Genomic DNA, 24,374 nt, shown 5'->3' with positions numbered 1-24,374 from the left:
AGCGGCCGGAAAGAAATTCATACAATAGGCATTGCTTTCACAGGGGGTAACACACTTCCAATTGCTTAGAAGTTGTATTGCAGGGCAACAGCGACGATGTCGTCGGTGTTCTGGCCCAGCTTGCTGGTGCTGGAACCGTTTTCTTCGTCCAGCAGGTTCAGCTTGTAATCAACATAGGCGTTGAAGTTGTCGGTGAAGTAGTACCAGGCACCGATGGAAACGTACTCGGTGTAGGTGTCATCGATACCGCGTGCATCATCTTTCACGTCGGTGCGCAGGTAAGCCAGAGACGGCTTGAACTTGCCGATGGTGTACTGGGCAACGGCTTCGTAACCGTCATGCTTCTCGGCGTAGCCGTTGTAGCCATTGCCGATGAACATGTAGTCTTCACCGTGGGCATAGGTAGCAGCCAGGTAGAGGTCGCCAGTTGCGTACTTGACGCCGACACCCATCAACTTGGCATCGTCGTTGCCGCCGAAGGCAGCATAACGGGACTGCTCGTCAGTCTTGCCAGCCTGGTTGTAGGCAGCAGACAGACCCAGACCCATATCGAAATCGTAGGAGGCCGCTACGGCGAAGCCTTCAGCAGAACCTTTGGTGTTCCAGCTGTTGCCGGTGTAGGCGTTGCCGCTGTAGCTCTGCTCAATGGCGCTGCGACCGGAGTTCTGCGGATCATTGTTGCCGGTGAACTGGGCACCCAGGGTCAGACCGTTGTAGGTGTACAGGTACTGGGCCAGGCCGTTGGTACGACCGGTACCGAATACTTCGGTGCCTTTACCCAGGCCGTCACCACCCCATTCGGGCAGTACGTCGGTGTAGTCGTTAACGATGCGGAACAGACCGTCCTGACGGCCGTAGCTGAAGGCACCGAAACGATCGTGCTTGATGCCGGCGTAGGCATAACGCAGTTCGTCGTTGTCAGAACCGGAGGTAGGCAGGTTGTACTCGACAAAACCGAAAGCCTTCATTTCCGGGGCAATCTTGGTTTCACCGCTCATGTTTACACGGAAGTAGCTGGCGTCGCCTTCGGAACTGTCGTCATCAGTACCGTAGTACATGCCCTGAGCACGACCACCGATGTCCAGTTTGGTGTCGTTCTGGTTGTATACGGTTGCGGCATTGGCACCACCGGCCAGCAACAGGCTGGAGATGGCAAGAGTCAGTGCAGACTTTTTCATAATGCTTATTCCTCTGTAATAAGACTTCCGAACCTGTTTCTCGGTTCTATTGGATCGGAGGGGCTCCGATACCCACAAGGTAGGAGTCGAAACCTTGACTGGCGCTGAATGCATCAATGCTTAATTAACCTTGGGGCATCCGCTACGACAGTTAATTTCTTGCGATTAAAAAAGTAGCATAAAAAATTAACTTAATTTTATTCAATGGGTTAATTGGTGAGGATGAGTGCGCAGGGATGTGGATGTGAGCCAATAGTATCCCGTAAACCGGAAGTGGCAGGTTGTGAGGCCGATCACACAGGAGATCGCGGCAAAACAGGGAGGTGAGGGAAAAACAGAGGGGCGAATGGAGCGCCCCTCGGGAAGATCAGCAGGGTTTTTGCCACAGGGTGAGCAACAGATCCTGCTCCAGCAGATCCGGCCCCTGATGGGTGAAGGCGTGACGTTGTTCGCCATTGGCTCGCCAGCCGAGGCGACTGGTTTCCAGAATAAAGGTGCGCAGGGCCTGATCCATGGTCATGGTGAACTGGCAACGATCCTGCCCCACCAGATCGAGGCCGGCGAGGGATGGCCAGCTCAAGGGGTGTTCCATGCTCACCGGATTGAGACTGACTCTCAGCTGCCACTGGTGGCGAGGTCCGGGTTGCAGATAGAGCAGATAACCGCCCGGTGCCAGCCAGCTGACCAGTTGCTCTGTCTTGACCTTGAGATCGTTGACCAGCAATGCCTGGGCAGTGCCGGGCTGCAGGGGCGCACGGACCGGATCGGCGATGACGAACTGGCCATCCGGCTGGGCCTTGCTGGCGGCGAAGATGGTGTTCTTGGCGATATCGACGCCGCCAAATTGCCAGCCGGGCAGCCGCTCGGCCAGTGTGCGGCAGTAGTAGCCTTCGCCGCAGCCGAGGTGGATCAGCTCATGGGCACCGAGTGGGGCGAGCAGGGCAGTCATCGCCTCGATGAGTGGCAACTGGTGTCCCTGTTCCAGAAAATGGCGCTTGGCACGCATCAGGGCGCGGCTGTCGCTGTCCTTGGGATTCTTCTTGCCGGGGATGAGATCCAGATAGCCTTCCGGTGCAGGATCGAAGTGGTGCTTGTTGGCGCAGTAGACCCCACGAGAGGCTTCGTGAAGATGCAGGGGGCTGCGGCAACGGGGACATTGAAGATGCATAAAAACTCTCCTGGCTGATGCCATGAAAGGGGAAGGGCGTTCGGGATTATAGGGGAGCGGATCGAAAAAGGCTGCCGTGGCAGCCTTTTTTATCCGGTAGCCGGTATCGGGTCGATCAGCGGGTGCCGAAGACCACGATAGTCTTGCCGTGGGCGGAGATGAGCTCCTGCTCTTCCAGCATCTTGAGGATGCGGCCGACGGTTTCACGGGAACAGCCAACGATCTGGCCGATCTCCTGACGGGTGATCTTGATCTGCATGCCATCCGGGTGGGTCATGGCATCCGGCTGTTTGGCCAGGTTGAGCAGGGTCTGGGCGATCCGGCCGGTCACATCCAGGAAGGCGAGGTTGCCGACTTTCTGGCTGGTATGTTGCAAACGCTTTGCCATCTGGCCGGAGAGGCGCATCAGGATATCCGGGTTGACCTGGATCAGCTGGCGGAACTTCTTGTAGGAGATCTCTGCGACTTCGCAGGAGCCCTTGGCACGAACCCAGGCGGAACGCTCAGGATTCTCGTTCTCCTCGAACATCCCCATCTCGCCCAGGAAGTCACCCTGGTTCAGGTAGGAGAGGATCATCTCTTTGCCCTCATCGTCCTTGATCAAGACGGCCACAGTGCCCTTGACGATGTAGTAGAGGGTTTCCGCTTTTTCACCCGCGTGGATCAGGGTGCTCTTGGCGGGATACTTATGAATGTGGCAGTGCGACAAGAACCATTCCAGGGTGGGATCGCTTTGCGGTTTGCCAATAACCATGAGAATTCCTCTGTAGTGTCTTTTTATGGACTTGTGCGTCCGGGCAAGCTGCCAACCTTGCCATTCCTTGTAGTGGTCGCAGTAGGATAAGAGCCTTTGTCTGTGCTGACAAGGCTTTGCGGGCTTTTGAAGATCCCTTGGAGTCATGCCTGCTGCGCCGTTCGCGTCATTCTAGGGAAGATGAGCGGGGGATATGTTGATTTTGATCTATTTCCATTCCAACTCATCCGTTACGGCGTCGGTATGGGCGCAAGGGTGCCGAACGGAGGGGGAGTGGGGTATGCTATGGACATCATGAGCATAATGACAATACGAGGATGCGTGAGATGAAAGCCAAGGTCAGCTGGGTAGAGGGCATGAAATTTACAGGGGAGAGCGAGTCCGGCCACAAGGTGGTGCTGGATGGTGCCAACCCTGGTGAAGGGGCAAGCCCGATGGAGATGATCCTGCTGGCGGTCGGTGGTTGCAGCTCCATCGACGTGGTCTCCATCCTGGAGAAGGCGCGTCAGTCTGTGACCGCCTGCCATGTGGAACTGGCCGGCGAGCGGGCGGATTCGGTGCCACGGGTTTTTGAAAAGATCCACCTGCACTTTGTCGTCACCGGCAAGGAGCTGGCCGAAAAGCAGGTGGCCCGTGCGGTGGACCTGTCGATGGAAAAATACTGTTCCGTTTCCCTGATGTTGGAAAAAGCGGTACAAATTACTCACAGTTATCAAATTCTTGAAGCCTGATAACCCGAGCGTTGTTTCGTTGATAACGCCACGACATAAGGAAAGTGCAATGAAAAAAATGATCGTTCTGCTTCCTCTGTTGGGTCTGGCGGCGTGCAGCAGCCCGCAACCTACCCAGTACCAGTACAGCCAGTACCAGTGCGGGGAGGTGATGCTGGCCGTCACCTATGATCCCCAGGCTGACATGGTGCAATTCCCCTATGGTGGGCTCTATTACAAGCTGGATCGGGTGGAGTCACAATCAGGCGAGAAATACTCGGACAGTGTGACCACTTTCATGAAGCAGGACAAACAGGCCACGTTGGTACAGAAGAATGTCACCCAGCTGACCTGCACCCTGCAGTAAGCATAAGGTCTCGTTCCATGACCTGAGTCTGTTGCCGATGTCGTGGTGATATCGGGGTCAAAAAAGGGCGGCTTGCCAGAGACAAGCCGCCCTTTTGCATCTGTGCCGAACCCGGGTCAGTGGCCGGGCACCGAGGAGAGCAGTTCGGCGGCCAACTGCTGGCTCAGTTGCTGGCGCTGGCTATCGGCAATGGCGACATCGCTGGCCAGGGAGATGGCGCTGCTCCAGACCGCCTGCTGGGTGCGCCGATCGAGCAGTACGATAGCCAGGGTGCCTTTGCGCTCACCGGCCTTGGTCTGCAATCCCGGCGTCATGCCAAGGCGTGCGAAGATCTGGCCATCGCTGACATCTTTTTCACCCGCGACGCCGATGGCGACCCAGAGATCCGCCTCATCGAGGGGCACGCTCTGCCACCCCTTGCCATTGAGCTGCTGGCTGACCGCCTGCTGCAGGGGATCGAGCCACCCTTCGGCATGGGCCCCGGCAAACTGGAACTGTTCGGCCAGGGCGTAGCGCGGTGTCGCGCCGAATGGCCAGTCACTGGCCGGCCGAACCACCATGGTGCCCGCCTCGACGGTCGGCGCAGCCGGGCCCGTGCTGCAGCCACCCAGCAGGGCCGCCAATCCCACAGAGATAAACGCTAACCGCATCATAAACTCCTTGGCTCAGGTGATCTTGCCGGTTTCGATCAGTTGCTGGATGAGGGGGCGCAGGATCAGCTCCATCGCAAAACCCATCTTGCCGCCCGGTACGACGATGGTATTCATGCGTGACATGAAAGAGCCATCGATCATCGACAGCAGGTAGGGGAAATCCACCTGCTTGATGCCACGAAACCGTATCACCAGCATACTCTCGTCCAGACTCGGGATCACCTTGGCACTGAAGGGGTTGGAGGTGTCCACCGTCGGCACCCGCTGGAAGTTGATGTGGGTGCGTGAGAACTGGGGGGTGATGAAGTTGATGTAGTCATCCATGGAGCGGACGATGGAGTCGGTCACCGCCTCGCGGGAGTGCCCGCGCTCCGAAGTGTCGCGGATGAGCTTCTGGATCCACTCCAGGTTGACGATGGGCACCACGCCGATGAGCAAGTCCACGTGGCGGGCCACGTTGTGCTCGTCGGTGACCACGCCGCCGTGCAACCCCTCATAAAACAACAGATCGGTCTCGCTCGGCAGATGCTGCCAGGGGGTGAAGGTACCCGGCATCTGGTTGAAGGGGACCGCCTCGTCGAAGCTGTGCAGATAACGGCGATACTGGCCGCTGCCTTGCTGGCCGTACTCCTGGAAAAACGACTCCAGCAGGCCGAAGTCATTGGCTTCCGGGCCGAAATAGCTGATATGGCGCCCCTGTTCGCGCGCCTTGCGGATCGCCACATCCATCTCCGGTCGGGTGTAGCGATGAAAACTGTCCCCCTCCACCACGGCCGCGTTGTAACCCAGTTGATGAAACATGGAACGAAAGGCGATGGTGGAGGTGGAGGTGCCGGCTCCGGACGAACCGGTAACCGCAATAATGGGATGCTTGGCCGACATAGAATGTTCTCTTCCTTGGGAGTTCCGTTATAAAGGCAGGCTTCGTGCCCGGTCAAGCTGACTCGATGAAGCGATCCCTGGGCACTATGTTGACCGACTCGTGCAACTCGCTGTAGACGATGACGGCGGAGCCTTGCTGCAACTGGGCTTTGACGGTCTCGACCTTGCGGGCGAGGGGCACATCCTGCTCGCCATATTCGGTGCCTTCCTGCAGTACGAAATGTTCGATGAGATTGGTCAGGGTTTCGCTATCCAGCTCTTGCCAGGGGATGATCATCGGTAAGTCTCACAACAAAAAAAGGGCTGTCGGGTCATTGTTATGCCCGCTTGCCCGAGTGCAACTCCTTTTTACGCCCCGCAGGCATTTAAGTGTCACCTGACGATGGGTCAGAATGTGCAACCGGGCAAAGTGCAAAAGGGGGATCAGTTTGGTGTGGCCGCCTGGGCCTGCTCGGCTATCCAGCGGCTGATCCGCTCATCCAGCCAGAATCTGGGTCGCCAGGGCGTGCCGTGCAGGAATCCCACATGGCCGCCACGCTGGCTGAGCTCATAGCGCACCATGGGGTTGAGCTGTTCGGGGCGCGGGATCACTGCCTGCGACATGAAGGGGTCGTCGGCGGCGTGGATGATGAGCGTCGGGATCGGGATCTGGCGCAGCAGGGGCAGACCGGAGCAGCTCTGGTAGTAGTGGCCGGCGTTGGTGAAACCATGGAGCGGGGCGGTGACCTGTTCGTCAAAGTCGCGCAGGGTGGCAATGCTTCGCACCTGCTGTGGTTGCCAGCGCTCGCCCGCTTTCTGTTGCTGGTGGATCTTGTTTAACAGGTTGCGGCGCATGGTGCGCAGCAGATAGTTCTGATAGACCTTGGAGAAACCCTGGTTGACCCGGTTGGCACAGCTTTCCAGCTGCAAGGGGGCCGAAATTACCACGGCCGCTGTCAGTGCCGCCGGACAGGCGCGAGCCAGCAGATTGACCAGCATGTTGCCACCCAGCGAAAAGCCGATGGCAATCAAGGGTTTGCCCGGAAAGCGTCGGCTCAGCTCGGCAATCACTTCCAGCGCATCGCCGATGGCCCCCGAGTGATAGGCCTGCAGGTGGCGATTGGGCTCGCCGCTGCAACCCCGAAAGTGCATCAGCACCGCCTCTCTCCCTTCCTGCTGCAGGTGGCCAAACAATCCCTTGGCGTAGTGGGAGTGAATGCTTCCCTCCAGGCCATGGAACACCACCACCAGCGGCTGGGCATCCTGGGCAATTTCCCCGTTCCAGGCGAGGTCGACGAAATCCCCGTCCGTCAGTTCAAACCGCTCGGCCACGAAGCGGGCCGGGGTCCGGCGCAGCCACTTTGGCAATATGGTTTGCAGATGGGGGTTGCGGGCCCACCAGGGGGCCTGAAAGTAACTCTCGGTCAACATGGGTCTGCCGGTTCCGGTTGTAACGGCGGGAAGTGTCCTCCCCGCCTCTGGGGTCAGTGCTGCAGGCGGTCGTGGTGCTCGGCACCGCGCAGCATGGCCTGGATCAGCTCGTTGGCCTCGAACTTGGTCAGCGCTTCGTGAGCCCCCACCTGATGGGCTCGCTCCACACTGATCTCGCTGGAGAGGGAGGTGTGCAGGATGATGTAGGCGCCCGCCAGCTTGCTGTCGCTCTGCACCTCGAAGGCCAGCTCATAACCATCGAGCCCCGGCATCTCGATATCGCTTACCAGGATATCGATGGGGGTCTGCTGGCCAGCTCTCTCCTGCATCAGGGTCAGCGCATCCTTGCCGTTGGTGCAGACTTCGTAGGGGATATTGATGTAATCGAGTGCCGCCATCAGCTGGCGGCGGGCGACGGAGGAGTCATCCACCAGCAGGATCCGCATCGGCTTGATCCGCTCCCGCTGCACGTCGGTCAGCACCGGATAGAGGTGGCTGGGATCGTCAGGGTAGACCCGTGACAGGATCAGCTCCACGTCCAGCAGCTGGATCAGCTGGCCGTTGACCCGGGTTACCCCGGTCACGAAGACGTTGTGACCGAGGGCTGCAGGCGGCGGGGCGATATCGCGCCAGTTGCACTCGGTGATCTTGTCGATGCCGCGCACCAGAAAGCCCACCAGGGTGCGGCGACAGTCGGTGATGATGATGAAGCAGTGTTGCATCTCTTCCCGCTGGATGGGGCGATACCCCACCGCCATGGCCATGTCGATCACCGGAATGGTAGTGCCACGCATATTGGCTGCTCCCAGCACGGTCGGGTGGGACTGGGGCAGCGCGGTCAGCTGGGTATAAGGCACTATCTCCTTTACCTTGAGGGTGCCGATGGCGAAGGATTGGTTGGCTGAGAGATGAAACAGCAACATGCCCTGGGATTGATTGGCTTTGCTCGTCATGGCAGATGTCCTGTTGGTCGAAACGTTGGCCGTCACTTATGGTTCCAGCATAAAGGATAAGAGGGGAGATGGTCCTCTCTTGTTAACGACCGGCGGCTAAAAAACTGGACTCGCCTGGCCGTTTTTCTTCGCTGGTGGGGGAGGGCGCTTATTGCCCCTCGCCCGGTGTCACGCCCCAGCGCTGACAAGCCTGTTGCAGCGCCGCTTCATCGGGATAGCCCAGTTTGCCGGCAACCTGGGCTGCCTTGCTGCCCCCCTTGAGCAGTCTGAGGGCCTGCAGCAGTTGCCACTGCTGTTGCAGGGCATCGCCTGAAACTGGCGCATCGGCCCGCTCGGCCCACGTTTGCAGCGCATCGGGATGACCGCTGGCGATGGCCTGCCAGTGCGCTTGCAGGATTTCGTCCCCCTGCTGACTGATGGGGCACTGTTGCACCTCATCGAGAATGACCTGCAGCCGGTGGCCATAGGCCCCCTGCCAATCCTGTGGCCGCTGCCATTGAGCCAGCGAATCGAGCAGGGCATCGAGCAGCGGCGAGGCTTGCAGCCAGCCGGCCTGCCCGGGTTGCGGCGCTCGCAGGGAGACGCTCAGCAGGTCGTAATCGCAATCTGCCAGCGGGCTGAAGGCGGCCAGGGCATCGGCACAGAGCCAGAAACAGCGGCCGGCCGGGAGCAACAGCTCATGCTGACCGAGTCTTAGCAGCGCGGCTCCTCTGGTCACCCGCAACAACTGCCCGACCGGGGTACGTTTGCGATGACCGGCTTGCAGGCCCTGGCTGGAAAAATGGTGGTACTCGATGGCGTGATGCATGTAAAAACCCTGATATGATGCTGCCTGGAGGTAACAAAAATGGAAACCAGACGTAAAAAGCGCTTCATTGCCGGTGCAGTCTGCCCGGCGTGCGGCAAGATGGACAACATGATGCTGTATCTGGAGCATGGAGTCGAGAAGGTGACCTGCGTCTCCTGCGGCGATACCCAGGTGCAGACGCCGGCCGAGGTCGATGAGATGACCCGGGAGGCCGAAGAGGTGATCGGGGTATTCCGCCCCTGACGGGGTAACGGGATTGGGTGAGGTGCGTCACTTCGATCCCGTTGTCGCTTTTTTCAACACCCGCTGGCAGGGTCCGCCATAGGCGTGGCCCGCTTTTTAGGGTATTCTGAGCCCGTTTTTTTCTATCCGCAGGATCCTGACATGAAAGTAGCTCCTCTGAGCGTGGTTACGCTGGAATACACAGTCACCGACGAGCACGGTGAAGTCATCGACAGCACTGTCGGCAAAGAGCCGCTGGTGTATCTGCACGGTACCCGTTATCTGGTTTCCGGCCTCGAAGCCGAGCTGGAAGGTCGCGCGGTAGGTGACGCCTTCGAAGTGACCCTGACCCCGAGCCAGGCCTACGGCGAATATGACGAGTCTCTGGTGCAGGAAGTGCCGGGTGAGCTGTTCGACGGTATGGAAGTCTCCGAAGGGGATACTTTCGTGGCCGAGACCGATGACGGCCACCGCCCGGTGACCGTGGTTGAAGTGTCCGAGTCCTTCGTCAAGGTGGATGGCAACCATCCCCTGGCTGGCGTGACCCTGGGCTTCAAGGTCGAGATCAAGGACGTGCGTGCCGCCACCGCAGAAGAGCTGGCTCACGGTCACGTTCACGGTGCCGGTGGTTGCGGCCACGATCATGGTCATGACCACGATCACGGTGGCTGCTGTGGTGGTGGTCATCACCATCATGAAGAAGAGCATGGCCATGGCGGTTGCTGCGGCGGTGCCGGCCACGGTCACGACCACGGCCATGATCACGGTGACGACCATGGTCACGGCGGCTGCTGCGGTGGCGGCGGTTGCGGTGGCAAGGGCCATCACCACTGATCCGGGCTCGACCCGAGATAAAAAACCCACGCCTGGCGCGGGTTTTTTATGAACTGGTGATAGGCGTTACCGGATCAGTAGTGAGGGGGGGGCGTCTCTTCGGACATGCTGGCAATCTGGCTCGGCTGCACGCTCTTGAGCTTGTCCACCAGCAGCTGGATCTGATGCTTGAGCCGATCCAGCTCGCGCCCCTGGGTGGTGACCTCGTCGTTGAGCAGCTCTATGGTGTATTCCGCATAGGCAAGACGGGTTTCCAGGGTTTCGATGCGATCGTTTACTTGCTGACTCATGGGCCTTCGGGTCCTTACTTGATTGTCCAGATTTCGGCCAGACCACTGGAGCTGGCGCTGACAAGGTGGCTATTGTCGCGCAAAGCCACGCCGTAGACCACAGCGCTGGGCGGTTTTGCCTTGGGATAGGGGGCGACGCGCCAGCTCTGCAGCAAGGTGCCATCGCTCACCCGCCACAGGGAGAGCTGGCGTGACGGGGCTCCTGTGATGAGCCATTTGCCGTCGTTGGCAAAGCGGGCGCTGCTGTACACCTCGAAACGGTGATCAAACTGCAGCCGGCTCATCTCTTTACCGGTTTTCAGATCCCAGATGCTGGCCTGACGGCTGTCGGCGGTGAAGGCGTAGCGGCCGCTGGGCTCCAGTCTGGCCATCACCACCCGGCCGCCGTGGTTGAAACGCCACACTACCTGACCACTTTGGGTATCCCACAGATAGGCGCTGTAGTCGTTGCCACCGGTCAGGGCATAGCGGCCATTGGCGGAGAGATCCACCGTATTGATCTGCTCGGTATGCCCCAGGAATTGCAGGCGGCGCCCGCTCTGGGTGTCGACCACCTCCGCCTTGCCATCTTCCCGACCGATCAGCACCTGACGGCCATCTGCCGACAGGGCGATGTCCCTCAGCCTGGATTCAGGAAGGGAGTAGTAGCCTTGCGAATGCCCATTCTGGAGCGCCCAGATGGCGAAGGTATTTGACGTTGCGGTGACGGCGTGGTTGTTGCCTTCGGCAAAACGGGTAATGAACACCAGGTTGTCCGGTGCGTCTGATTGCGTCCAGCGCCAGCGTTGGCGGTTTTGCTCAAGGTCCCATACCACGATACCCTGACTCAAGCTGGAGACGATGGCTTGCTTGCCATCGCTGGAGAGATCGGCGGTCAGCAGGCCTGTGCTGGCGAGGGTAATTTGCTGGTCTGGCCGGGCGCTTTGCTCGCAGCCAGTCAGCATCAGGCAGAGGCTTACCAGATAAATAGCACTTTTTAACATTTTTGCGGTCTCACGCTGTTGTTACCTGCAATCACGGCGTTAGTATAAGGCGCTTGTCACGATAAACCTCTCATTTCACGATGGAACCGAGAGCGGTATTTGAAGTTTGGAGAAACTGATGAATAAATTTCTGAAGGTGTCCCTGTTGGCTGCGGCGGTTGCCGTGGGTCTGACTGCTTGCCAAGACGAGAAGCCGGCGGCCAATACCGCCGAGGTGAAGGCAGAGGCCAGCAAGCCTGCAGAGGCGACCAAGGCTGAAGCCAAGAGCTTTGAAGAGCAATCCGGTTATGCGATTGGCCTCTCCATGGGGCGTTACATCGCCAATACCCTGGAGCGTCAACAAGAGCTCGGCATCAAGCTGGACAACGCCGTGATCCTGAAAGGGGTGACTGACGGTCTGGGCAAAGACGCCAAGATGACCGATGAAGAGATCCAGAAGGTTCTGCAGCAGTACGACGCCAAGATCAACGAGCTGACCAAGGCCAAGGCCGAGAAAGATGCCGTTGAGAACCTGAAGAAGGGCGAAGCCTTCCTGGCTGACAACGCCAAGAAAGAGGGTGTGAAGACCACCGAATCCGGCCTGCAGTATCAGGTAGAGAAGATGGGCACAGGCGCCAAGCCGAAGGCCACCGATATCGTCAAGGTGCACTACACCGGCACCCTGACCGATGGCACCAAGTTTGACAGCTCCGTCGATCGCGGTGAGCCGGCGACCTTCCCGCTGAACCAGGTGATCCCGGGCTGGACCGAAGGGGTACAACTGATGCCGGTTGGCTCCAAGTTCAAGTTCTTCCTGCCGTCCAAGCTGGCCTATGGCGAGCATGGTGCAGGCACCATCCCGGCCAATGCCGTGCTGGTGTTTGACGTTGAACTGCTGGACATCGAGAAGCCGGCGGCTGACGACGCTAAAAAGTAAGTTCATCTTGCGCAAAAACGGCTCCTTAGGGAGCCGTTTTTTCTTGTGTCTCTTCGGGATCCGCGGGATAACTGGAGGGGCGTCACCTTGGGTTTGCCCGAGAAAGGTTGCAAAATAAAAGCGCACAATCAATGACAAGGATGAATCCTGTGGCTGAAAACAAACCGCGTGTGCTGTTGGTGGAAGATACCCGGAGTCTGGCGGTCGTCTATGAGCAGTACCTGCGTCAGGATGGTTATGAGGTACTGTTGGCCGATTGTGGCCAGCAGGCGCTGGACCAGCTGATGGCGAGCCCCCCGCCCGTGGTGCTGCTCGATCTGGAGCTGCCGGACATGTCCGGCATGGCCATCTTGCAGCAGATCACCGAACAGCAGCTGCCCTGCGCCGTGGTGGTGATCACCGCCCATGGTTCGGTGGACGTGGCGGTAGAGGCGATGCGCCTCGGCGCCTTTGACTTCCTGACCAAACCTTTTGACAGCAAGCGGCTGTGCGCCACGGCGCGCAACGCACTGAAGCACCAACAACTAAGCTCGCTGGTGGCCCAGTACCGGGAAAACTTCGAGCGTCACTCCTTCGCCGGCTTCATCGGTGCTTCCATGCCGATGCAGGCTGTTTATCGCATCATAGAGAGCGCGGCCCCGAGCAAGGCCACCGTGTTCATCACAGGAGAGAGCGGTACCGGCAAGGAGGTGTGTGCCGAGGCGATTCACCAGTGCAGCCCTCGTCGCGATCAGCCCTTCATTGCTCTCAACTGCGCCGCTATCCCCCATGATCTGATGGAGAGCGAGATCTTCGGCCACGTGAAGGGCTCCTTCACCGGCGCCCAGGGGGATCGCAAGGGGGCGGCGAGTCTCGCGGACGGCGGCACCCTGTTTCTGGACGAGCTCTGCGAGATGGATCTCGACCTGCAGAGCAAGCTCTTGCGTTTCATCCAGACCGGTACCCTGCAGCGCGTCGGCAGCAGCAAGCTGGAGACGGTGGATGTGCGCTTCGTCTGCGCCACCAACCGGGATCCGCTGGTGGAGGTGAAGGCGGGGCGTTTTCGCGAGGATCTCTACTACCGGTTGCACGTCATCCCCCTCTACCTGCCACCGCTGCGCGAGCGGGGGGAGGACATCCTGCTGCTGGCTCGCAGTCTGCTGCAGAGCTACGCCAAGGAAGAGAACAAGCGCTTCAAGGATTTCGATGCCCAGGCGGCGCGGGTGTTGCTCGATTACCCCTGGCCCGGCAACGTGCGCGAGCTGCAGAACGTGGTGCGCAACATAGTGGTGCTGAACGACAAGGATCAGGTGAGCCAGGATATTTTGCCGCCCCCGCTCAATGGCGGACGTTCCCTGAACGGGGCGGCCCCTGTGGCCCAGCCTGCTGTGGCCAGCGCGCCGGAGCGGCCTGCCCACGGGCCGATCCGCCCGCTCTGGCTGGTGGAAAAAGAGGTGATAGAGCAGGCCATCGCCAGCTGTGACGGCAACATACCCAAGGCCGCCGCCCTGCTCGAGATCAGCCCCTCGACCATCTATCGCAAGAAGCAGGGGTGGGAAGAGGCCAATCTCGCCTGACTCGGGGGCGGCGCCAGGCCGCCCCTGCGTTGTCAAAGCTTGGCGAGCCGCTTGAGACGGGCGAGCCGCTCCCCTTCCTGGCGCTTGAACCACTCATCGCGCGACAGCAAAAACCAGGCGCGGGCGAAATATTCGGCCGCCGTCGGATCGTCCAGCGCCAGCGCATTCTCTCCCAGCTCTTCGAATACATAGCCATCCTCGGGGGCGCCGGTGGCAGCCATGTCGGCCTGCAACTGCGTCAGTTCGGCCTGTGCCTGTTCGTGCAGCCCCTGGGCCCGGCTCAGGCGGGCCAGGCTCCAGCGGGCGATAAAGGCCTTGGCCGGGTTGTTATGCTGCTCGTGCCAGGCCAGGCATTTTTGCTGACACTGGCGGGCCTCTTCCAAACGGCCCAGTTCAAACAGGGTCCAGCCCTGATTGTTGTAGAGGGGGGCGAGCCAGCCGCGCACCCGCTCATCCTGGCTGCGCTCCGCCAGCTCCATCGCCAGCTGGTGCCAGCGGCTCTGCTCCTCCAGCGGGGCGGCGATGGCCACCATGTGGGCCGCATCGATGGCCAGATAGAGCTCCTTGTGTTTCAGCCCCTGTTGCCAGGCCTGTTCAAACAGCGTCCTGGCACTGGCCTTGTCGCCGGCGGAGTTGAAGGTGCGACCGCGCTCCAGCAGGACGCGAAGACGCGCCCGCGGGGTGGCATCGGTGAGGCGGGGTTCTATCTCGTCGAGCAGCTGGTGCGCCTCGGCAAACTGGCGTTGCAGCGAATGGGTGCGGGCTATCTGGGTGAGCAGCTCCAGTTCATACTGCAGGTCGGCGGCGGCGCGCGCCTCGGGCAGCAGAGCATGAAAACGCAGGGCACTGGCGGCGGGATCCTGATAATCCCACAGCGCCATGAAATCGGGCGGATTGTCCATTCGGCCTCCTTGCTGGCGATCCTGTCACCAAGATGCCTGTCGGCCATTGTTTGTACAAGGGGCGCCCGTCACAGAGCGCCCCTCGGGTCATATCGCCACAGCCGGTCTGTCAGTAGACCATGGCCAGGCTCATCAACATCAGGCCCAGAGCGGCGAAGGCGCCTTCCTTGATGGCGAGCCGGGGCACCAGCGCCTTGGGCAGGGCCGGGAACAGGCTGAGCGCAAATCCCAAACCTGGCATCAACCAGTGGAAGGCTGGATTGCGCAGGGTCGGATCGGCCGCGCCATTGATCACGATGAGCAGGATGAACAGGGTGAAGGCGGGCAGAATAAACCAGCGCACATTGCCGCTGGCCACCGCCCGCAGTGGCGAGATGCGATAGAGCAGCATGGTGACGAGAAACAGCACGAAGGGGGCGAGCAGGTAGAGCGGAGCCGGGTTCATAGCAGATGTCCTGAAAACGAGTGGCGGGATTTAATCAGCCCGGGGCGGCGATGACCAGCCATATGGGCCAGGGCTGTGAAGAAGATCCCAGGCAAAGGTTTGCAGCGCCGGGGTCAGCGCAGCCAGAGCCAGCCCGCGGCGAAACCCAGCCAGCTCAATACCAGCAGCGCCCAGGGCAGGGGATGCTGGCGGGTCACTTCCACCAGTTCGAGCGACTCGTCCTGTTCATCGAGCTGGTTTTCACTCTGCTGTTGTCTGGCTTTGGCCTGCTGCTTCTTCTGGCGATTGGCTTCGCGGGCACGCGCCTTCATCTGCTTCTTGTATTCATCTATGCCCTTCTGGATCCCCTGGGCGATCAGCTGGGTCTGCTCCTTGGTCTGCCCCGGCTTCTGGTTAGCGCGGGCAATCTTCATCGCCTCCTGCTGGGTTTCTGGGGAAATCTTGTCGTATTTGGCCATCTACTCTCTCCTCGGGCTCCGATGGGGTGGGAGAGTATGCCACAAAGGTGTGGCAAGAAGCGGCTTGCCATTCCCCGGTGCCGAATTTTGCGCGACCACTCATAAAAAGAGACGAAAAAACGGTGGAAATCCGGATGTTGAGCCAAGGATCACAATTAACGCATTTTGTGAGTCATTGATGAAAAATCGTCATCTGTTGTTTGTTATATTGGCGCCCGACCCGCCGGATCGGGTCATAAATAACAACATAATCAAGGTGATATGGATATGAATAAGAACTTCATCAGGGGCTCCGTGGCGCTGGCCGTGCTGGCTGCCCTGACTGGCTGTAATTCCTCTGGCAATGACACCGTTGCCCCCTGCACTGAAAATGTCTGCAAGCTGACTGTTTTGCACACCAACGACACCCATGGCCGTTTCTGGCACAACACCGAGAACGAATATGGCATGGCGGCCCAGAAGACCCTGGTCGAGCGGCTGCGCGCCGAAGCCAGGGCCTCCGGCAGCGAAGTGCTGGTGCTCTCCGGTGGTGACGTCAACACAGGGGTGCCCGAGTCGGATCTGCAGGATGCCGAGCCCGATTTCGTCGCGATGAACAGCATTCGCTACGACGCCATGGCGGTGGGCAACCACGAGTTTGACAACCCCCTCGATGTGCTGGAGAAGCAGCGTGAGTGGGCCCGGTTCCCCATGCTGTCGGCCAACATCTATGACAAGGCCAGCGGCAAGCACTACTTCGACCCCTACAAGGTGTTCAGGCTGGATAACGGCCTCAAGGTCGCAGTGATCGGCCTGACCACGGAAGACACCGCCCAACTGGTCGACCCCAACAACGTGAAGACCCTGGAGTTCCGCGATCCCACCACCGAAGCGGCCCAACTGGGTAAGCAGATCCGTGACAAAAATGAGGCCAACCTGGTCTTCGCCATCACTCACATGGGCCACTATGCCGATGGCCAGCATGGCAGCAATGCTCCGGGTGATGTGGAGATGGCCCGCGCCCTGCCGGCAGGCACCCTGGACGCCATCATCGGTGGCCACTCCCAGAACCCGGTCTGCATGGAGCCGGGGACGGCGAACAAGTATGCCGACTTCAAACCGGGTGATGACTGCCTGCCGGATCAGCAGAACGGTACCTGGATCATGCAGGCCCACGAGTGGGGCAAGTATGTGGGTCGTGCCCAGTTTGACTACCAGAATGGCAAGCTGACCCTCACCAGCTATGAGCTGATCCCGGTCAACCTCGTCAAACGCAATGCCAAGGGTGATCCCATCGACGCGACCGGCGCAGCCACCAAGGATCCGGCCAAGATGCAGTTCGTTCAGGACGAGATCACCAAGGATCCCGAACTCTACAACACCCTGCTCGGCTATCAGGAGAAGGGTCAGCAGGAGCTGAGCGTGGTGATTGGTTCCAGCGATGGTCTGCTGGTCGGCGATCGTGCCAGCGTGCGCAACATGCAGACCAATCTGGGACGCCTGATCACGACCGCCACCTCCAGCAAGCTGGCGACTGACTTCGGTATCGTCAACTCCGGCGGCGTGCGGGACAGCATCCCGGCCGGTGATATCACCTATCGCAGCGTGCTGCTGGTGCACCCGTTCGGCAACACGGTCAACAAGGCCGTCATGAATGGCAGTGAGCTGGCCAGCTACCTGGGGCAGGTTGCCACCAAGACTCGCAATACCGGCGGTTATGCCCAGTTTGGCGGCATCAACATGGCGGTGGATTGCCAGGCCAAGAGCGTGAACATCACCAGCATTGGTGGCAAGGCGTTCGATCCGGCGGCGATTTACAGCTTCGCCATTCCGAGCTTCAGCGCCGCCGGTGGCGATGGCTATCCCAAGATCGACACCATCAATGCCGGGCTGGTGGATGCGGCCGTGCTGAAGGAGTATATCGAGATCAAGAAGACCATCAATGTGGCTGACTATCAGCCTGCCGGTGAGGTGAGCTACCTGAACTCCACCTCTAGCGACGGTTGCAACTGATCGACGTAAATCCCGAGGCAGGGTCATCGTCATTACGCACAAAGGGCAGCCACTGGCTGCCCTTTGTTATGGTGGGGTCTGCACCTTTCGTGTCAGGCCGCGTCCCGAGGGACAGAGAGCAATAAAAAAGGCGACCCCAGGGTCGCCTCTTGATGCCGGTTTGCACTGATGGGCGATGACGCCTTACAGCTGCTCGATCCCGACGATATGCCAGGGGGCATTGTTCTTGGCCAGATCGCGCTCCAGGTGCCACACCTCCTTGATGTCCTCTTCGACCTGCTCCTGACGATCCATGTAGCGGCCGCTGAAGCGCACGCTCACCTGGGCCCAGTCGCTGCCGTAGTCGGCACGCACCAGCTGGGTATCCACATACATCACCTCGGTGTGCTGCTCACCGGTCAGCTCGGCACGCTCGGCCTTGAGCTGCTCGAACAGCTCCGGGCTCACGTACTCGCGGATCTTCTCCAGATCGTTCTTGTTCCAAGCCTCTTGCAGGGTGCGGTAGTGGTCACGGGCACCGGCCAGGAAGCCGTTCATGTCAAAGCCGGGCGGCAGGCGGAACGGCACATCGCTGTCGGCAAAGCCGGTGGCTTGCGGCGCGCTGTGGCTCTGCTCGAACTGCTGCGGGGCAGCCTGCGGAGCCTGATATCCCGCGTAGGCAGCCTGTTGCTGCTGTGGCGCCGCCATCTTGCCTTTGCGCAGGGCGCGGATCAGGAAGACAGCGCCCAGGGCCAGCAGGGCAATCAGCAAGAAGTCCATGCCCTGCATGCCTTCAAAGGCACCGCTGCCCAGCAGGTAGGCAAACAGACCGCCGGCCAGCAGGCCACCCAGCAGACCCCCCATCATGCCGCTCTTCTTCGGCGGAGTCTGGGCGTTCAGTGTCGGATTCTTGTTGTCGACCGGTTTGGCCGCAGGCTGGGCCGGCGCAGTTTTGTAACTTTTTCCAAAGGATTTGCTGCCGCCAAACTTCTTGGCCTCGGCATGAGGTGCCCCCAGGCCAATGGCCAGGATCACGGCAAACAGGGTCAGCATCTTTTTCATTTTGACTCTTTTCACTCTCGTCTGTGGGTGGGGCATGCTCCGCGTTGGCTAGCTCAGCAAGACGCATGGCAGGCTGCCTGTCCCTAAATGTGTCGCAGCTTGGGCCGATAAGTACCATGATTGGCATGAATTATTCATGAACGAGTGCCTGGCATCAGGCGTCAAGAATGGGAGCATGCAGCATGAAAAGCAGACGATTGAGTCGCAAGGAACGCAAACTGCGAAGCAAAACCAGAAGCAGCAAGGGGGAGCAGACCCTGGTCTGGCCCTTCATGATGGTGTGAATAAGCCAGAATAGGGCTCGCCGTGTCTGGCTTTCTTTTGTAAAATTCCCGTCCCCTTCCCGCTGCGGTTTTTATGTGTATGGCAGAGCAAGTGACGGCGAAAAAAGACGCCAAGACACAACAGCTGAAAGTACCTCCCCACTCTTTTGAGGCCGAACAGTCCGTACTGGGCGGCCTGATGCTGGACAACGACGCCTGGGATCGGGTTGCCGAGCGGGTGATCGACAAGGATTTCTATAGCCGTCCGCACCGCCTGATCTTCCAGGCCATGACCCGCCTCTCCAATGCGGGCAACCCAATCGACCTCATCACCTTGCAGGAGGAGCTGGAACGCTCCGAGCAGCTTGAAGAGGCCGGTGGCTTCGCTTATCTGGTGGAGATCGCCAAGAATACCCCGAGTGCCGCCAACATCAACGCCTACGCCGAAATCGTGCGTGAGCGTGCCGTGGTACGGGAGATGATCTCGGTCGCCAACGAGATAGTCGAAGCGGGCTACGAGCCCCAGGGGCGCACCTCGAACGATCTGCTGGATCTGGCCGAGAGCAAGGTGTTCCAGATCGCCGAGCAGCGCACCAGCGCCAACGAAGGGCCCCAGCCCCTCAAGCTCATCCTCGAGCAGACTGTCGACAAGATTGAAGAGCTGTTCAAGACCCCGCACAACGGGGTGACCGGCGTTTCGAGCGGCTACAACGATCTGGACAAGATGACCGCCGGCCTGCAGCGCTCGGACCTGGTCATCGTCGCGGCCCGTCCCTCCATGGGCAAGACGACCTTTGCCATGAACCTGTGCGAGCACGCGGCCCTCACCGCCGACAAGCCGGTGCTTATCTTCTCCCTCGAGATGCCCTCCGAGCAGATCATCATGCGTATGCTCGCCTCGGTGGGGCGCATCGACCAGACCAAGGTGCGGACCGGTCAGCTCGATGACGAGGACTGGGCCCGACTCTCCTCGACCATGGGGCTGCTGCTCGAGAAGGGCAAGATGTACATCGACGACTCCTCCGGCCTGACTCCGACCGAAGTGCGCTCGCGCGCCCGTCGGGTGGCGCGGGACAACGGCGGAATCAGCATGATCATGGTGGACTACCTGCAACTGATGCGGGTACCCAGCCTCTCCGACAACCGTACCCTGGAGATCGGTGAAATCTCCCGCTCCCTCAAGGCATTGGCGAAAGAGCTGCAGTGCCCGGTAGTGGCGCTCTCCCAGCTCAACCGAAGCCTGGAACAGCGGGCCGACAAGCGCCCGGTCAACTCGGATCTTCGTGAATCTGGCTCCATCGAGCAGGATGCGGACTTGATCATGTTCATCTACCGCGACGAGGTCTATCACGACGACAGTCCCGACAAGGGGATCGCCGAAATCATCATCGGCAAGCAGCGTAACGGCCCCATCGGTCGTGTGCGGCTCACCTTCCAGGGCCAGTTCTCCCGGTTCGACAACTATGCCGGCCCGGCGTTTGACGATGACTACTAAGTAAGCCGGACAGTGTTCCCGGTATCCAGAAACAGTTTTCCCGGTTCGACAATTCTGCCGGTCCGGCCTTAGACGATGACATTTGAGGGCTGACACCACCCGGTGCCTGACGCGTTGGCGCGTTATCATGCCCTCGTAAGGGAAAACAGATGAAAGCGGCTATCGCCCAAATCAATACAGCGGCCCTGCGCCACAACCTCGCCGTGGTCAAACGCCACGCTCCCCAATGCAAGATCATTGCGGTGGTCAAGGCCAACGCCTACGGCCACGGCCTGCTGCCGGTCGCCCGCACCCTGGTGGATGCGGACGCCTATGCGGTGGCCCGCATCGAAGAGGCCCTGATGCTGCGCTCCTGCGCCGTGGTCAAGCCAATCGTGCTGCTGGAGGGCTTCTTCAGCGCCGCCGATCTGCCGGTGCTGGCGGCCAACAACCTGCAGACCGCGGTGCACACCTGGGAACAGCTCGAGGCGCTGGAGCAGGCCGAGCTGCCCGCCCCCGTGGTAGCCTGGCTCAAGCTCGACACCGGCATGCACCGGCTCGGGGTACGGGCCGAGGAGATGCCCGCCTTTATCGAGCGCCTCGGCAAGTGCAAGAATGTGGTGCAACCGTTCAACATCATGACCCACTTCAGCCGCTCCGATGAGCTGGAACAACCCACCACCCGTGAGCAGATCGATCTGTTCAGCAAGCTGACCGCGCAGCTTTTGGGCGAGCGCGCCATGGCGAACTCGGCGGGCATCCTGGCCTGGCCTGACTCCCACTGCGACTGGGTTCGCCCTGGCGTCATCCTCTACGGCGTCTCGCCGTTCCCCGATACGGTGGCGGCGGATTACGACCTGAAACCCGTGATGACCCTGCGCACTCAACTCATCGCCGTGCGGGATCACAAGGCGGGCGAGCCGGTGGGGTATGGCGCCAACTGGGTGTCGGATCGCGATACCCGCCTCGGTGTCATCGCCATCGGTTACGGTGACGGTTATCCGCGCATGGCTCCCAATGGCACACCGGTGCTGGTCAATGGCCGCATCGTGCCCCTGGTGGGCCGGGTCTCCATGGACATGAGTACGGTGGATCTGGGCCCGGACGCCACCGACAAGGCGGGGGACGAGGCGGTGCTGTGGGGTGAGGGGCTGCCGGTGGAGCGGGTAGCCGAAGAGATCGGCACCATCCCTTACGAGCTCATTACCAAGCTCACCTCCCGAGTCTTTATGGAGTACGTCTGATGTGGCAGCAGCGTCTGCTGACCCTGAAGCCCCGTGCGCGGGGCTTTCATCTGGTGACCGACGAGCTGGTGGCCAAACTGCCGGAGCTTGCCGATTACCGAGTTGGCATGGCGCACCTGCTGTTGCAGCACACCTCGGCGTCCCTCACTCTCAACGAGAATTGCGATCCGAGCGTACGCGCCGACATGGAGGCGCACCTGCACCGGCTGGTGCCGGAAGATGCCCCCTACTATCGCCACACCTGTGAGGGACCGGACGACATGCCGGCCCACATCAAATCCTCCCTGCTCGGAGTGAGCCTGCTGCTGCCGGTGCGTGACGGCCGGCTGGCCCTCGGCACCTGGCAGGGGATCTGGCTCGGCGAGCATCGCATTGACGGCGGCGCCCGCAAGATCCTGGTGACCCTGCAGGGGGAGTAAGCGGCTGTCGGTGGTGTTGGGCAGAATGAAAAAGAGGGATGGCTTTGAGCCATCCCTCTCTGTTTTTGTGACTGGCAGTGTGGGTCTCTAGCGCACCCTGAACGGGGTCAGCTCGGCCAGCGGGGTTGCATCCATAAAGGCTTGCGGTTCCTGACCGTGCTTGAAGATCTTGAAGTCCTGCTCGCGGGCACTCCAGTACTCCAGGGTGTCGCCGCTCACCTGTAGCAGGCTCGCTTCGCGCAGGGCCACCACGTATTCGCTCGGGTTGATGGCGCAGAACTCGGCGAGCCGCTCATCGCGGGTCTCTCCCATGTGGCCGCTGATGCTGGCGTCCAGGTAGTGGGGGTTGATCTGCAGCGGGAACAGACCGAGGGCGGGCAACACGGCGGCGTTGCACACCGGCATGTCGTTGGTGGTGCGGATGCTCGGGGTGGCCACGTTGCAGCCGGCGCTCCAGCCCACATAGGGGACGCCACGCTCGCGCACGGCGCGCTGGATTGGCACGACCAGCCCCTGCTCGTGCAGTTGCTGGTTCAGACGCCAGGTGTTGCCGCCGCTGATGAAGATAGCCTCGGCCTGGTTGATGGCGGCCACCGGATCGTCGAAGTGATGGATGCTGATGGCCTCGACCCCCAGGCTGTCACCGAGATCCCGGGCGCGTTCATCCCAGTCGCTGCGGATCACCGCATAGGGAATGAGCAGGATACGCTTGACCTGCTTGCGGGCGAGCAGGCTCTGCACCCGCTCGCGGGCCCAGCCGAGCAGGCCCGGAAATTCGTTGGCTTTACCGTTGCTAAGAAGAAGCAGTTCCATGAAACAAGTCCTCGATGAATGAAGGCACGGGAGGATCGCCCGCCACGGCAGGGGCGACAGGAGGGCTTATTCTAGCCCGATTGGTCGCGTGGTTTTGTGATCTTCCCGACTTTGGCCGGAGAAACGATGAGGGGGCCACAGCCCCCTCGGTTGATGCGTCAGGATCAGTCGAGCTTGAGATCGACCCACACCAGGCGGTGATCCGAACTCACCCCCTTGGCGATGCCAAGCTTGGCGTCGTAAACCAGGTGGTAACCTGCCTCGAAGCTTGCCGGCCAGAACACGCCGCTGCTTGCGACCTCCAGGTTGGCGGAGGGGATGACGTGATCCAGCTGCAACCCGCTACTGCTGGTGATGCGCTCCGGCGAGGGGCGATTGTTGTTGCGCTTGCAGTCGGTGCCGCTGGCCAGGCACTCCGGGCCCCCCTCGCTGACCGGGATCAGCGAGCCATTGGTGACGGCTTGGTTCATCCGCGCATTGTCCAGCAGCGCCTTGATGGCGCTCAGATCGCCGTCGCCGGTGAGCGGATCGGCGTTGAGATCCCCGGCGATGACGAACTTGGCATCTTTGGCCAGCCCACCCTTGGTGCCCTTGTCATCCGTCATGTAGTCGAGGCCGTTGACGTAGTCATTCCAGAAGGCGATTTCGGCACGGTTGTGCTTGACGTTGTGGCGCGCCGCATTGCCGAAAATAGGCGGTGTCGGGTGGGAGATGAGGAAGTGAACCACCTCTTCCCCCTGCGGCGTCTTGATCCGCACCGGCACATCGGCGTGGTTCTTGGACGAGAGCGGGAACTGCTGCCAGGCCGCGTCGTCATACCAGGCATCGCCACACTGGCGGCTGGCCGGGATCGGGGCCTTGGGGTTACTGCAGTCATCGATGACGGGGTTGGTTTCACCGGGCATGTCCTTCCACTTGAAGGTCTGGAAGGTGCGGATCTGTTTGGTGTCGACCGGATATTTCGACATGACTGCGAAGGCGTACTGGCCGTGGTAGTTGCCAAAGCCCCAGGCATCGTCCGGCCCCGTGTTGACCTTGCCATCCTGATTGAGGTCAAAGCCGCTCATCAGACCGGTATTGGTGGCAAAACTCTGGCGTACCGGATAGCTGATAGCGGTGACGTCGGAATGCTGGGCGTGAGCCAGGTAGTTGTCGTTAAAGGCATTGAGGGCGGCCGTGTTCTCGCCTTTGCCGTCGTTGTCGAACTCGTTGAGCAGGAAGACGTCGGGGCGAGTGCGCTGGACTATCTCGGCGATATTGCGGATCTGCTGCACGTTCTTGGCGGTGGTCTTCTCTGCCTCGCTCAGGCTGGAGTCACCCTCCTGGTAGCGGGCCAGCAGGGCATCCTGAGCCGTGCGGGTCAGGGACAGTTCGCCGGCCAGCATGCCGGGGGCTGTGCGGTCGAACGAGAGATTGAAAGTGGCAAAACGGACCATGGGATCGGGGGCCTTGGAGTCGTTGTCGCTGTTGCAGCCGGCGAGCAGCCCGAGGGCGATGGCCGTGGCCAGCAGGGTTCTGTGTTTGTTCTTCATTATAATTGTTCCGTAGCATCAATGGGTTAAGCATTTTCAATGCCGCGCCATTATAGTGCTCGCTTGAGAACTGAAACCCCTTGTCTGGCAAAAGTGTGAAAGCATTC

At 60.4% G+C, this 24,374-nt stretch carries 27 protein-coding genes; 10 read left to right on the top strand and 17 right to left on the bottom strand.

Annotated elements, in window-relative coordinates; translation table 11 throughout:
• Positions 1-65 precede the first annotated feature (65 nt).
• The 3 genes from I6L37_RS21815 to crp form a co-directional block, all read right to left on the bottom strand.
• Positions 66-1,178, bottom strand: coding sequence for a porin (locus tag I6L37_RS21815; protein WP_042072732.1), 1,113 nt, complete (start codon positions 1,176-1,178; stop codon positions 66-68).
• A 367-nt stretch (positions 1,179-1,545) separates the two neighbouring features.
• Positions 1,546-2,346: a putative RNA methyltransferase gene (locus I6L37_RS21810; protein WP_216992954.1), complete on the bottom strand. Its 801-nt coding sequence runs from the start codon at positions 2,344-2,346 to the stop codon at positions 1,546-1,548.
• A gap of 115 nt (positions 2,347-2,461) precedes the next feature.
• On the bottom strand, positions 2,462-3,100 hold the full coding sequence (gene crp, locus I6L37_RS21805) for a cAMP-activated global transcriptional regulator CRP (RefSeq protein WP_005335304.1): 639 nt from the start codon (positions 3,098-3,100) through the stop codon (positions 2,462-2,464).
• A 326-nt stretch (positions 3,101-3,426) separates the two neighbouring features.
• Between crp and I6L37_RS21800 the strand changes: the two genes are divergently transcribed.
• On the top strand, positions 3,427-3,831 hold the full coding sequence (locus I6L37_RS21800) for an OsmC family protein (RefSeq protein WP_042028365.1): 405 nt from the start codon (positions 3,427-3,429) through the stop codon (positions 3,829-3,831).
• A 49-nt stretch (positions 3,832-3,880) separates the two neighbouring features.
• Positions 3,881-4,177 carry an MliC family protein gene (locus tag I6L37_RS21795; RefSeq protein ID WP_026456727.1) on the top strand — a complete coding sequence of 99 codons (297 nt, stop codon included), beginning with the start codon at positions 3,881-3,883 and terminating at the stop codon, positions 4,175-4,177.
• 116 nt (positions 4,178-4,293) lie between these two features.
• Here I6L37_RS21795 and I6L37_RS21790 read toward each other — a convergent pair whose 3' ends face one another.
• The 6 genes from I6L37_RS21790 to I6L37_RS21765 all read right to left on the bottom strand — a co-directional run bounded on the left by I6L37_RS21790 (position 4,294) and on the right by I6L37_RS21765 (position 8,883).
• The gene (locus tag I6L37_RS21790) at positions 4,294-4,827 is read right to left on the bottom strand and encodes a DUF4136 domain-containing protein (RefSeq protein ID WP_042028366.1); all 534 of its coding nucleotides are present in this window, start codon (positions 4,825-4,827) and stop codon (positions 4,294-4,296) included.
• Between the two features lie 15 nt (positions 4,828-4,842).
• Positions 4,843-5,712 (bottom strand): phosphoribulokinase, encoded by an 870-nt coding sequence (locus I6L37_RS21785; protein WP_026456725.1) that lies wholly within the window; start codon positions 5,710-5,712, stop codon positions 4,843-4,845.
• Between the two features lie 52 nt (positions 5,713-5,764).
• Positions 5,765-5,989, bottom strand: a complete 225-nt coding sequence (locus tag I6L37_RS21780; protein ID WP_216992953.1) for a YheU family protein — start codon at positions 5,987-5,989, stop codon at positions 5,765-5,767.
• A gap of 146 nt (positions 5,990-6,135) precedes the next feature.
• A complete protein-coding gene (locus I6L37_RS21775; RefSeq protein ID WP_216992952.1) occupies positions 6,136-7,122 on the bottom strand; it encodes a hydrolase in 987 nt (328 codons plus the stop codon).
• 53 nt (positions 7,123-7,175) lie between these two features.
• A complete protein-coding gene (locus I6L37_RS21770; protein WP_201940527.1) occupies positions 7,176-8,075 on the bottom strand; it encodes a chemotaxis protein in 900 nt (299 codons plus the stop codon).
• A 148-nt stretch (positions 8,076-8,223) separates the two neighbouring features.
• Positions 8,224-8,883 (bottom strand): hypothetical protein, encoded by a 660-nt coding sequence (locus I6L37_RS21765; RefSeq protein WP_216992951.1) that lies wholly within the window; start codon positions 8,881-8,883, stop codon positions 8,224-8,226.
• A 39-nt stretch (positions 8,884-8,922) separates the two neighbouring features.
• On the opposite strand from I6L37_RS21765, the gene I6L37_RS21760 reads away from it, so the two are divergent.
• Positions 8,923-9,126: a YheV family putative zinc ribbon protein gene (locus I6L37_RS21760; protein WP_201983293.1), complete on the top strand. Its 204-nt coding sequence runs from the start codon at positions 8,923-8,925 to the stop codon at positions 9,124-9,126.
• A 141-nt stretch (positions 9,127-9,267) separates the two neighbouring features.
• A complete protein-coding gene (gene slyD / locus I6L37_RS21755; RefSeq protein WP_216992950.1) occupies positions 9,268-9,939 on the top strand; it encodes a peptidylprolyl isomerase in 672 nt (223 codons plus the stop codon).
• Between the two features lie 74 nt (positions 9,940-10,013).
• Here the strand turns inward: slyD and I6L37_RS21750 are convergent, their stop codons facing one another.
• Positions 10,014-10,229, bottom strand: coding sequence for a SlyX family protein (locus I6L37_RS21750; RefSeq protein ID WP_042027198.1), 216 nt, complete (start codon positions 10,227-10,229; stop codon positions 10,014-10,016).
• Positions 10,230-10,243: 14 nt separating this feature from the next.
• Entirely contained in the window at positions 10,244-11,212 is a 969-nt protein-coding gene (locus I6L37_RS21745; RefSeq protein WP_216992949.1) for a WD40 repeat domain-containing protein, read from the bottom strand.
• A gap of 118 nt (positions 11,213-11,330) precedes the next feature.
• On the opposite strand from I6L37_RS21745, the gene fkpA reads away from it, so the two are divergent.
• Both fkpA and I6L37_RS21735 read left to right on the top strand, forming a co-directional pair.
• Complete coding sequence (gene fkpA / locus I6L37_RS21740) at positions 11,331-12,128, top strand: FKBP-type peptidyl-prolyl cis-trans isomerase (protein WP_026457833.1); 798 nt, start codon at positions 11,331-11,333, stop codon at positions 12,126-12,128.
• Between the two features lie 149 nt (positions 12,129-12,277).
• The gene (locus tag I6L37_RS21735; protein ID WP_216992948.1) at positions 12,278-13,684 is read left to right on the top strand and encodes a sigma-54 dependent transcriptional regulator; all 1,407 of its coding nucleotides are present in this window, start codon (positions 12,278-12,280) and stop codon (positions 13,682-13,684) included.
• 32 nt (positions 13,685-13,716) lie between these two features.
• Here the strand turns inward: I6L37_RS21735 and I6L37_RS21730 are convergent, their stop codons facing one another.
• The 3 genes from I6L37_RS21730 to I6L37_RS21720 form a co-directional block, all read right to left on the bottom strand.
• Positions 13,717-14,586 carry a tetratricopeptide repeat protein gene (locus I6L37_RS21730; protein ID WP_216992947.1) on the bottom strand — a complete coding sequence of 290 codons (870 nt, stop codon included), beginning with the start codon at positions 14,584-14,586 and terminating at the stop codon, positions 13,717-13,719.
• Between the two features lie 109 nt (positions 14,587-14,695).
• Positions 14,696-15,031 carry a hypothetical protein gene (locus tag I6L37_RS21725; RefSeq protein WP_042027187.1) on the bottom strand — a complete coding sequence of 112 codons (336 nt, stop codon included), beginning with the start codon at positions 15,029-15,031 and terminating at the stop codon, positions 14,696-14,698.
• A 113-nt stretch (positions 15,032-15,144) separates the two neighbouring features.
• Positions 15,145-15,489, bottom strand: a complete 345-nt coding sequence (locus I6L37_RS21720) for a DUF2956 domain-containing protein (RefSeq protein ID WP_216992946.1) — start codon at positions 15,487-15,489, stop codon at positions 15,145-15,147.
• Between the two features lie 267 nt (positions 15,490-15,756).
• On the opposite strand from I6L37_RS21720, the gene ushA reads away from it, so the two are divergent.
• Entirely contained in the window at positions 15,757-17,481 is a 1,725-nt protein-coding gene (gene ushA, locus I6L37_RS21715; RefSeq protein ID WP_216992945.1) for a bifunctional UDP-sugar hydrolase/5'-nucleotidase UshA, read from the top strand.
• 183 nt (positions 17,482-17,664) lie between these two features.
• Here the strand turns inward: ushA and I6L37_RS21710 are convergent, their stop codons facing one another.
• Positions 17,665-18,522 carry a Tim44 domain-containing protein gene (locus I6L37_RS21710; RefSeq protein WP_216992944.1) on the bottom strand — a complete coding sequence of 286 codons (858 nt, stop codon included), beginning with the start codon at positions 18,520-18,522 and terminating at the stop codon, positions 17,665-17,667.
• Between the two features lie 363 nt (positions 18,523-18,885).
• Between I6L37_RS21710 and dnaB the strand changes: the two genes are divergently transcribed.
• From dnaB to I6L37_RS21695, 3 genes are all read left to right on the top strand, one after another.
• Positions 18,886-20,280 carry a replicative DNA helicase gene (gene dnaB / locus I6L37_RS21705; protein ID WP_041210543.1) on the top strand — a complete coding sequence of 465 codons (1,395 nt, stop codon included), beginning with the start codon at positions 18,886-18,888 and terminating at the stop codon, positions 20,278-20,280.
• A 149-nt stretch (positions 20,281-20,429) separates the two neighbouring features.
• Positions 20,430-21,503, top strand: a complete 1,074-nt coding sequence (alr, locus tag I6L37_RS21700) for an alanine racemase (RefSeq protein WP_216992943.1) — start codon at positions 20,430-20,432, stop codon at positions 21,501-21,503.
• Entirely contained in the window at positions 21,503-21,922 is a 420-nt protein-coding gene (locus tag I6L37_RS21695) for a secondary thiamine-phosphate synthase enzyme YjbQ (protein ID WP_216992942.1), read from the top strand. The genes alr and I6L37_RS21695 overlap by 1 nt, the downstream gene beginning before the upstream one ends.
• An 87-nt stretch (positions 21,923-22,009) precedes the next feature.
• Here the strand turns inward: I6L37_RS21695 and pepE are convergent, their stop codons facing one another.
• Entirely contained in the window at positions 22,010-22,735 is a 726-nt protein-coding gene (gene pepE / locus I6L37_RS21690) for a dipeptidase PepE (protein WP_216992941.1), read from the bottom strand.
• Between the two features lie 164 nt (positions 22,736-22,899).
• A complete protein-coding gene (locus I6L37_RS21685; RefSeq protein ID WP_216992940.1) occupies positions 22,900-24,267 on the bottom strand; it encodes an endonuclease/exonuclease/phosphatase family protein in 1,368 nt (455 codons plus the stop codon).
• Positions 24,268-24,374: the final 107 nt, after the last annotated feature.

The organism is Aeromonas sp. FDAARGOS 1407, assembly GCF_019048725.1.
In the GTDB taxonomy this organism is placed as follows: domain Bacteria; phylum Pseudomonadota; class Gammaproteobacteria; order Enterobacterales; family Aeromonadaceae; genus Aeromonas; species Aeromonas enteropelogenes.
This window is presented reverse-complemented; position numbering and strand designations above follow the sequence as displayed.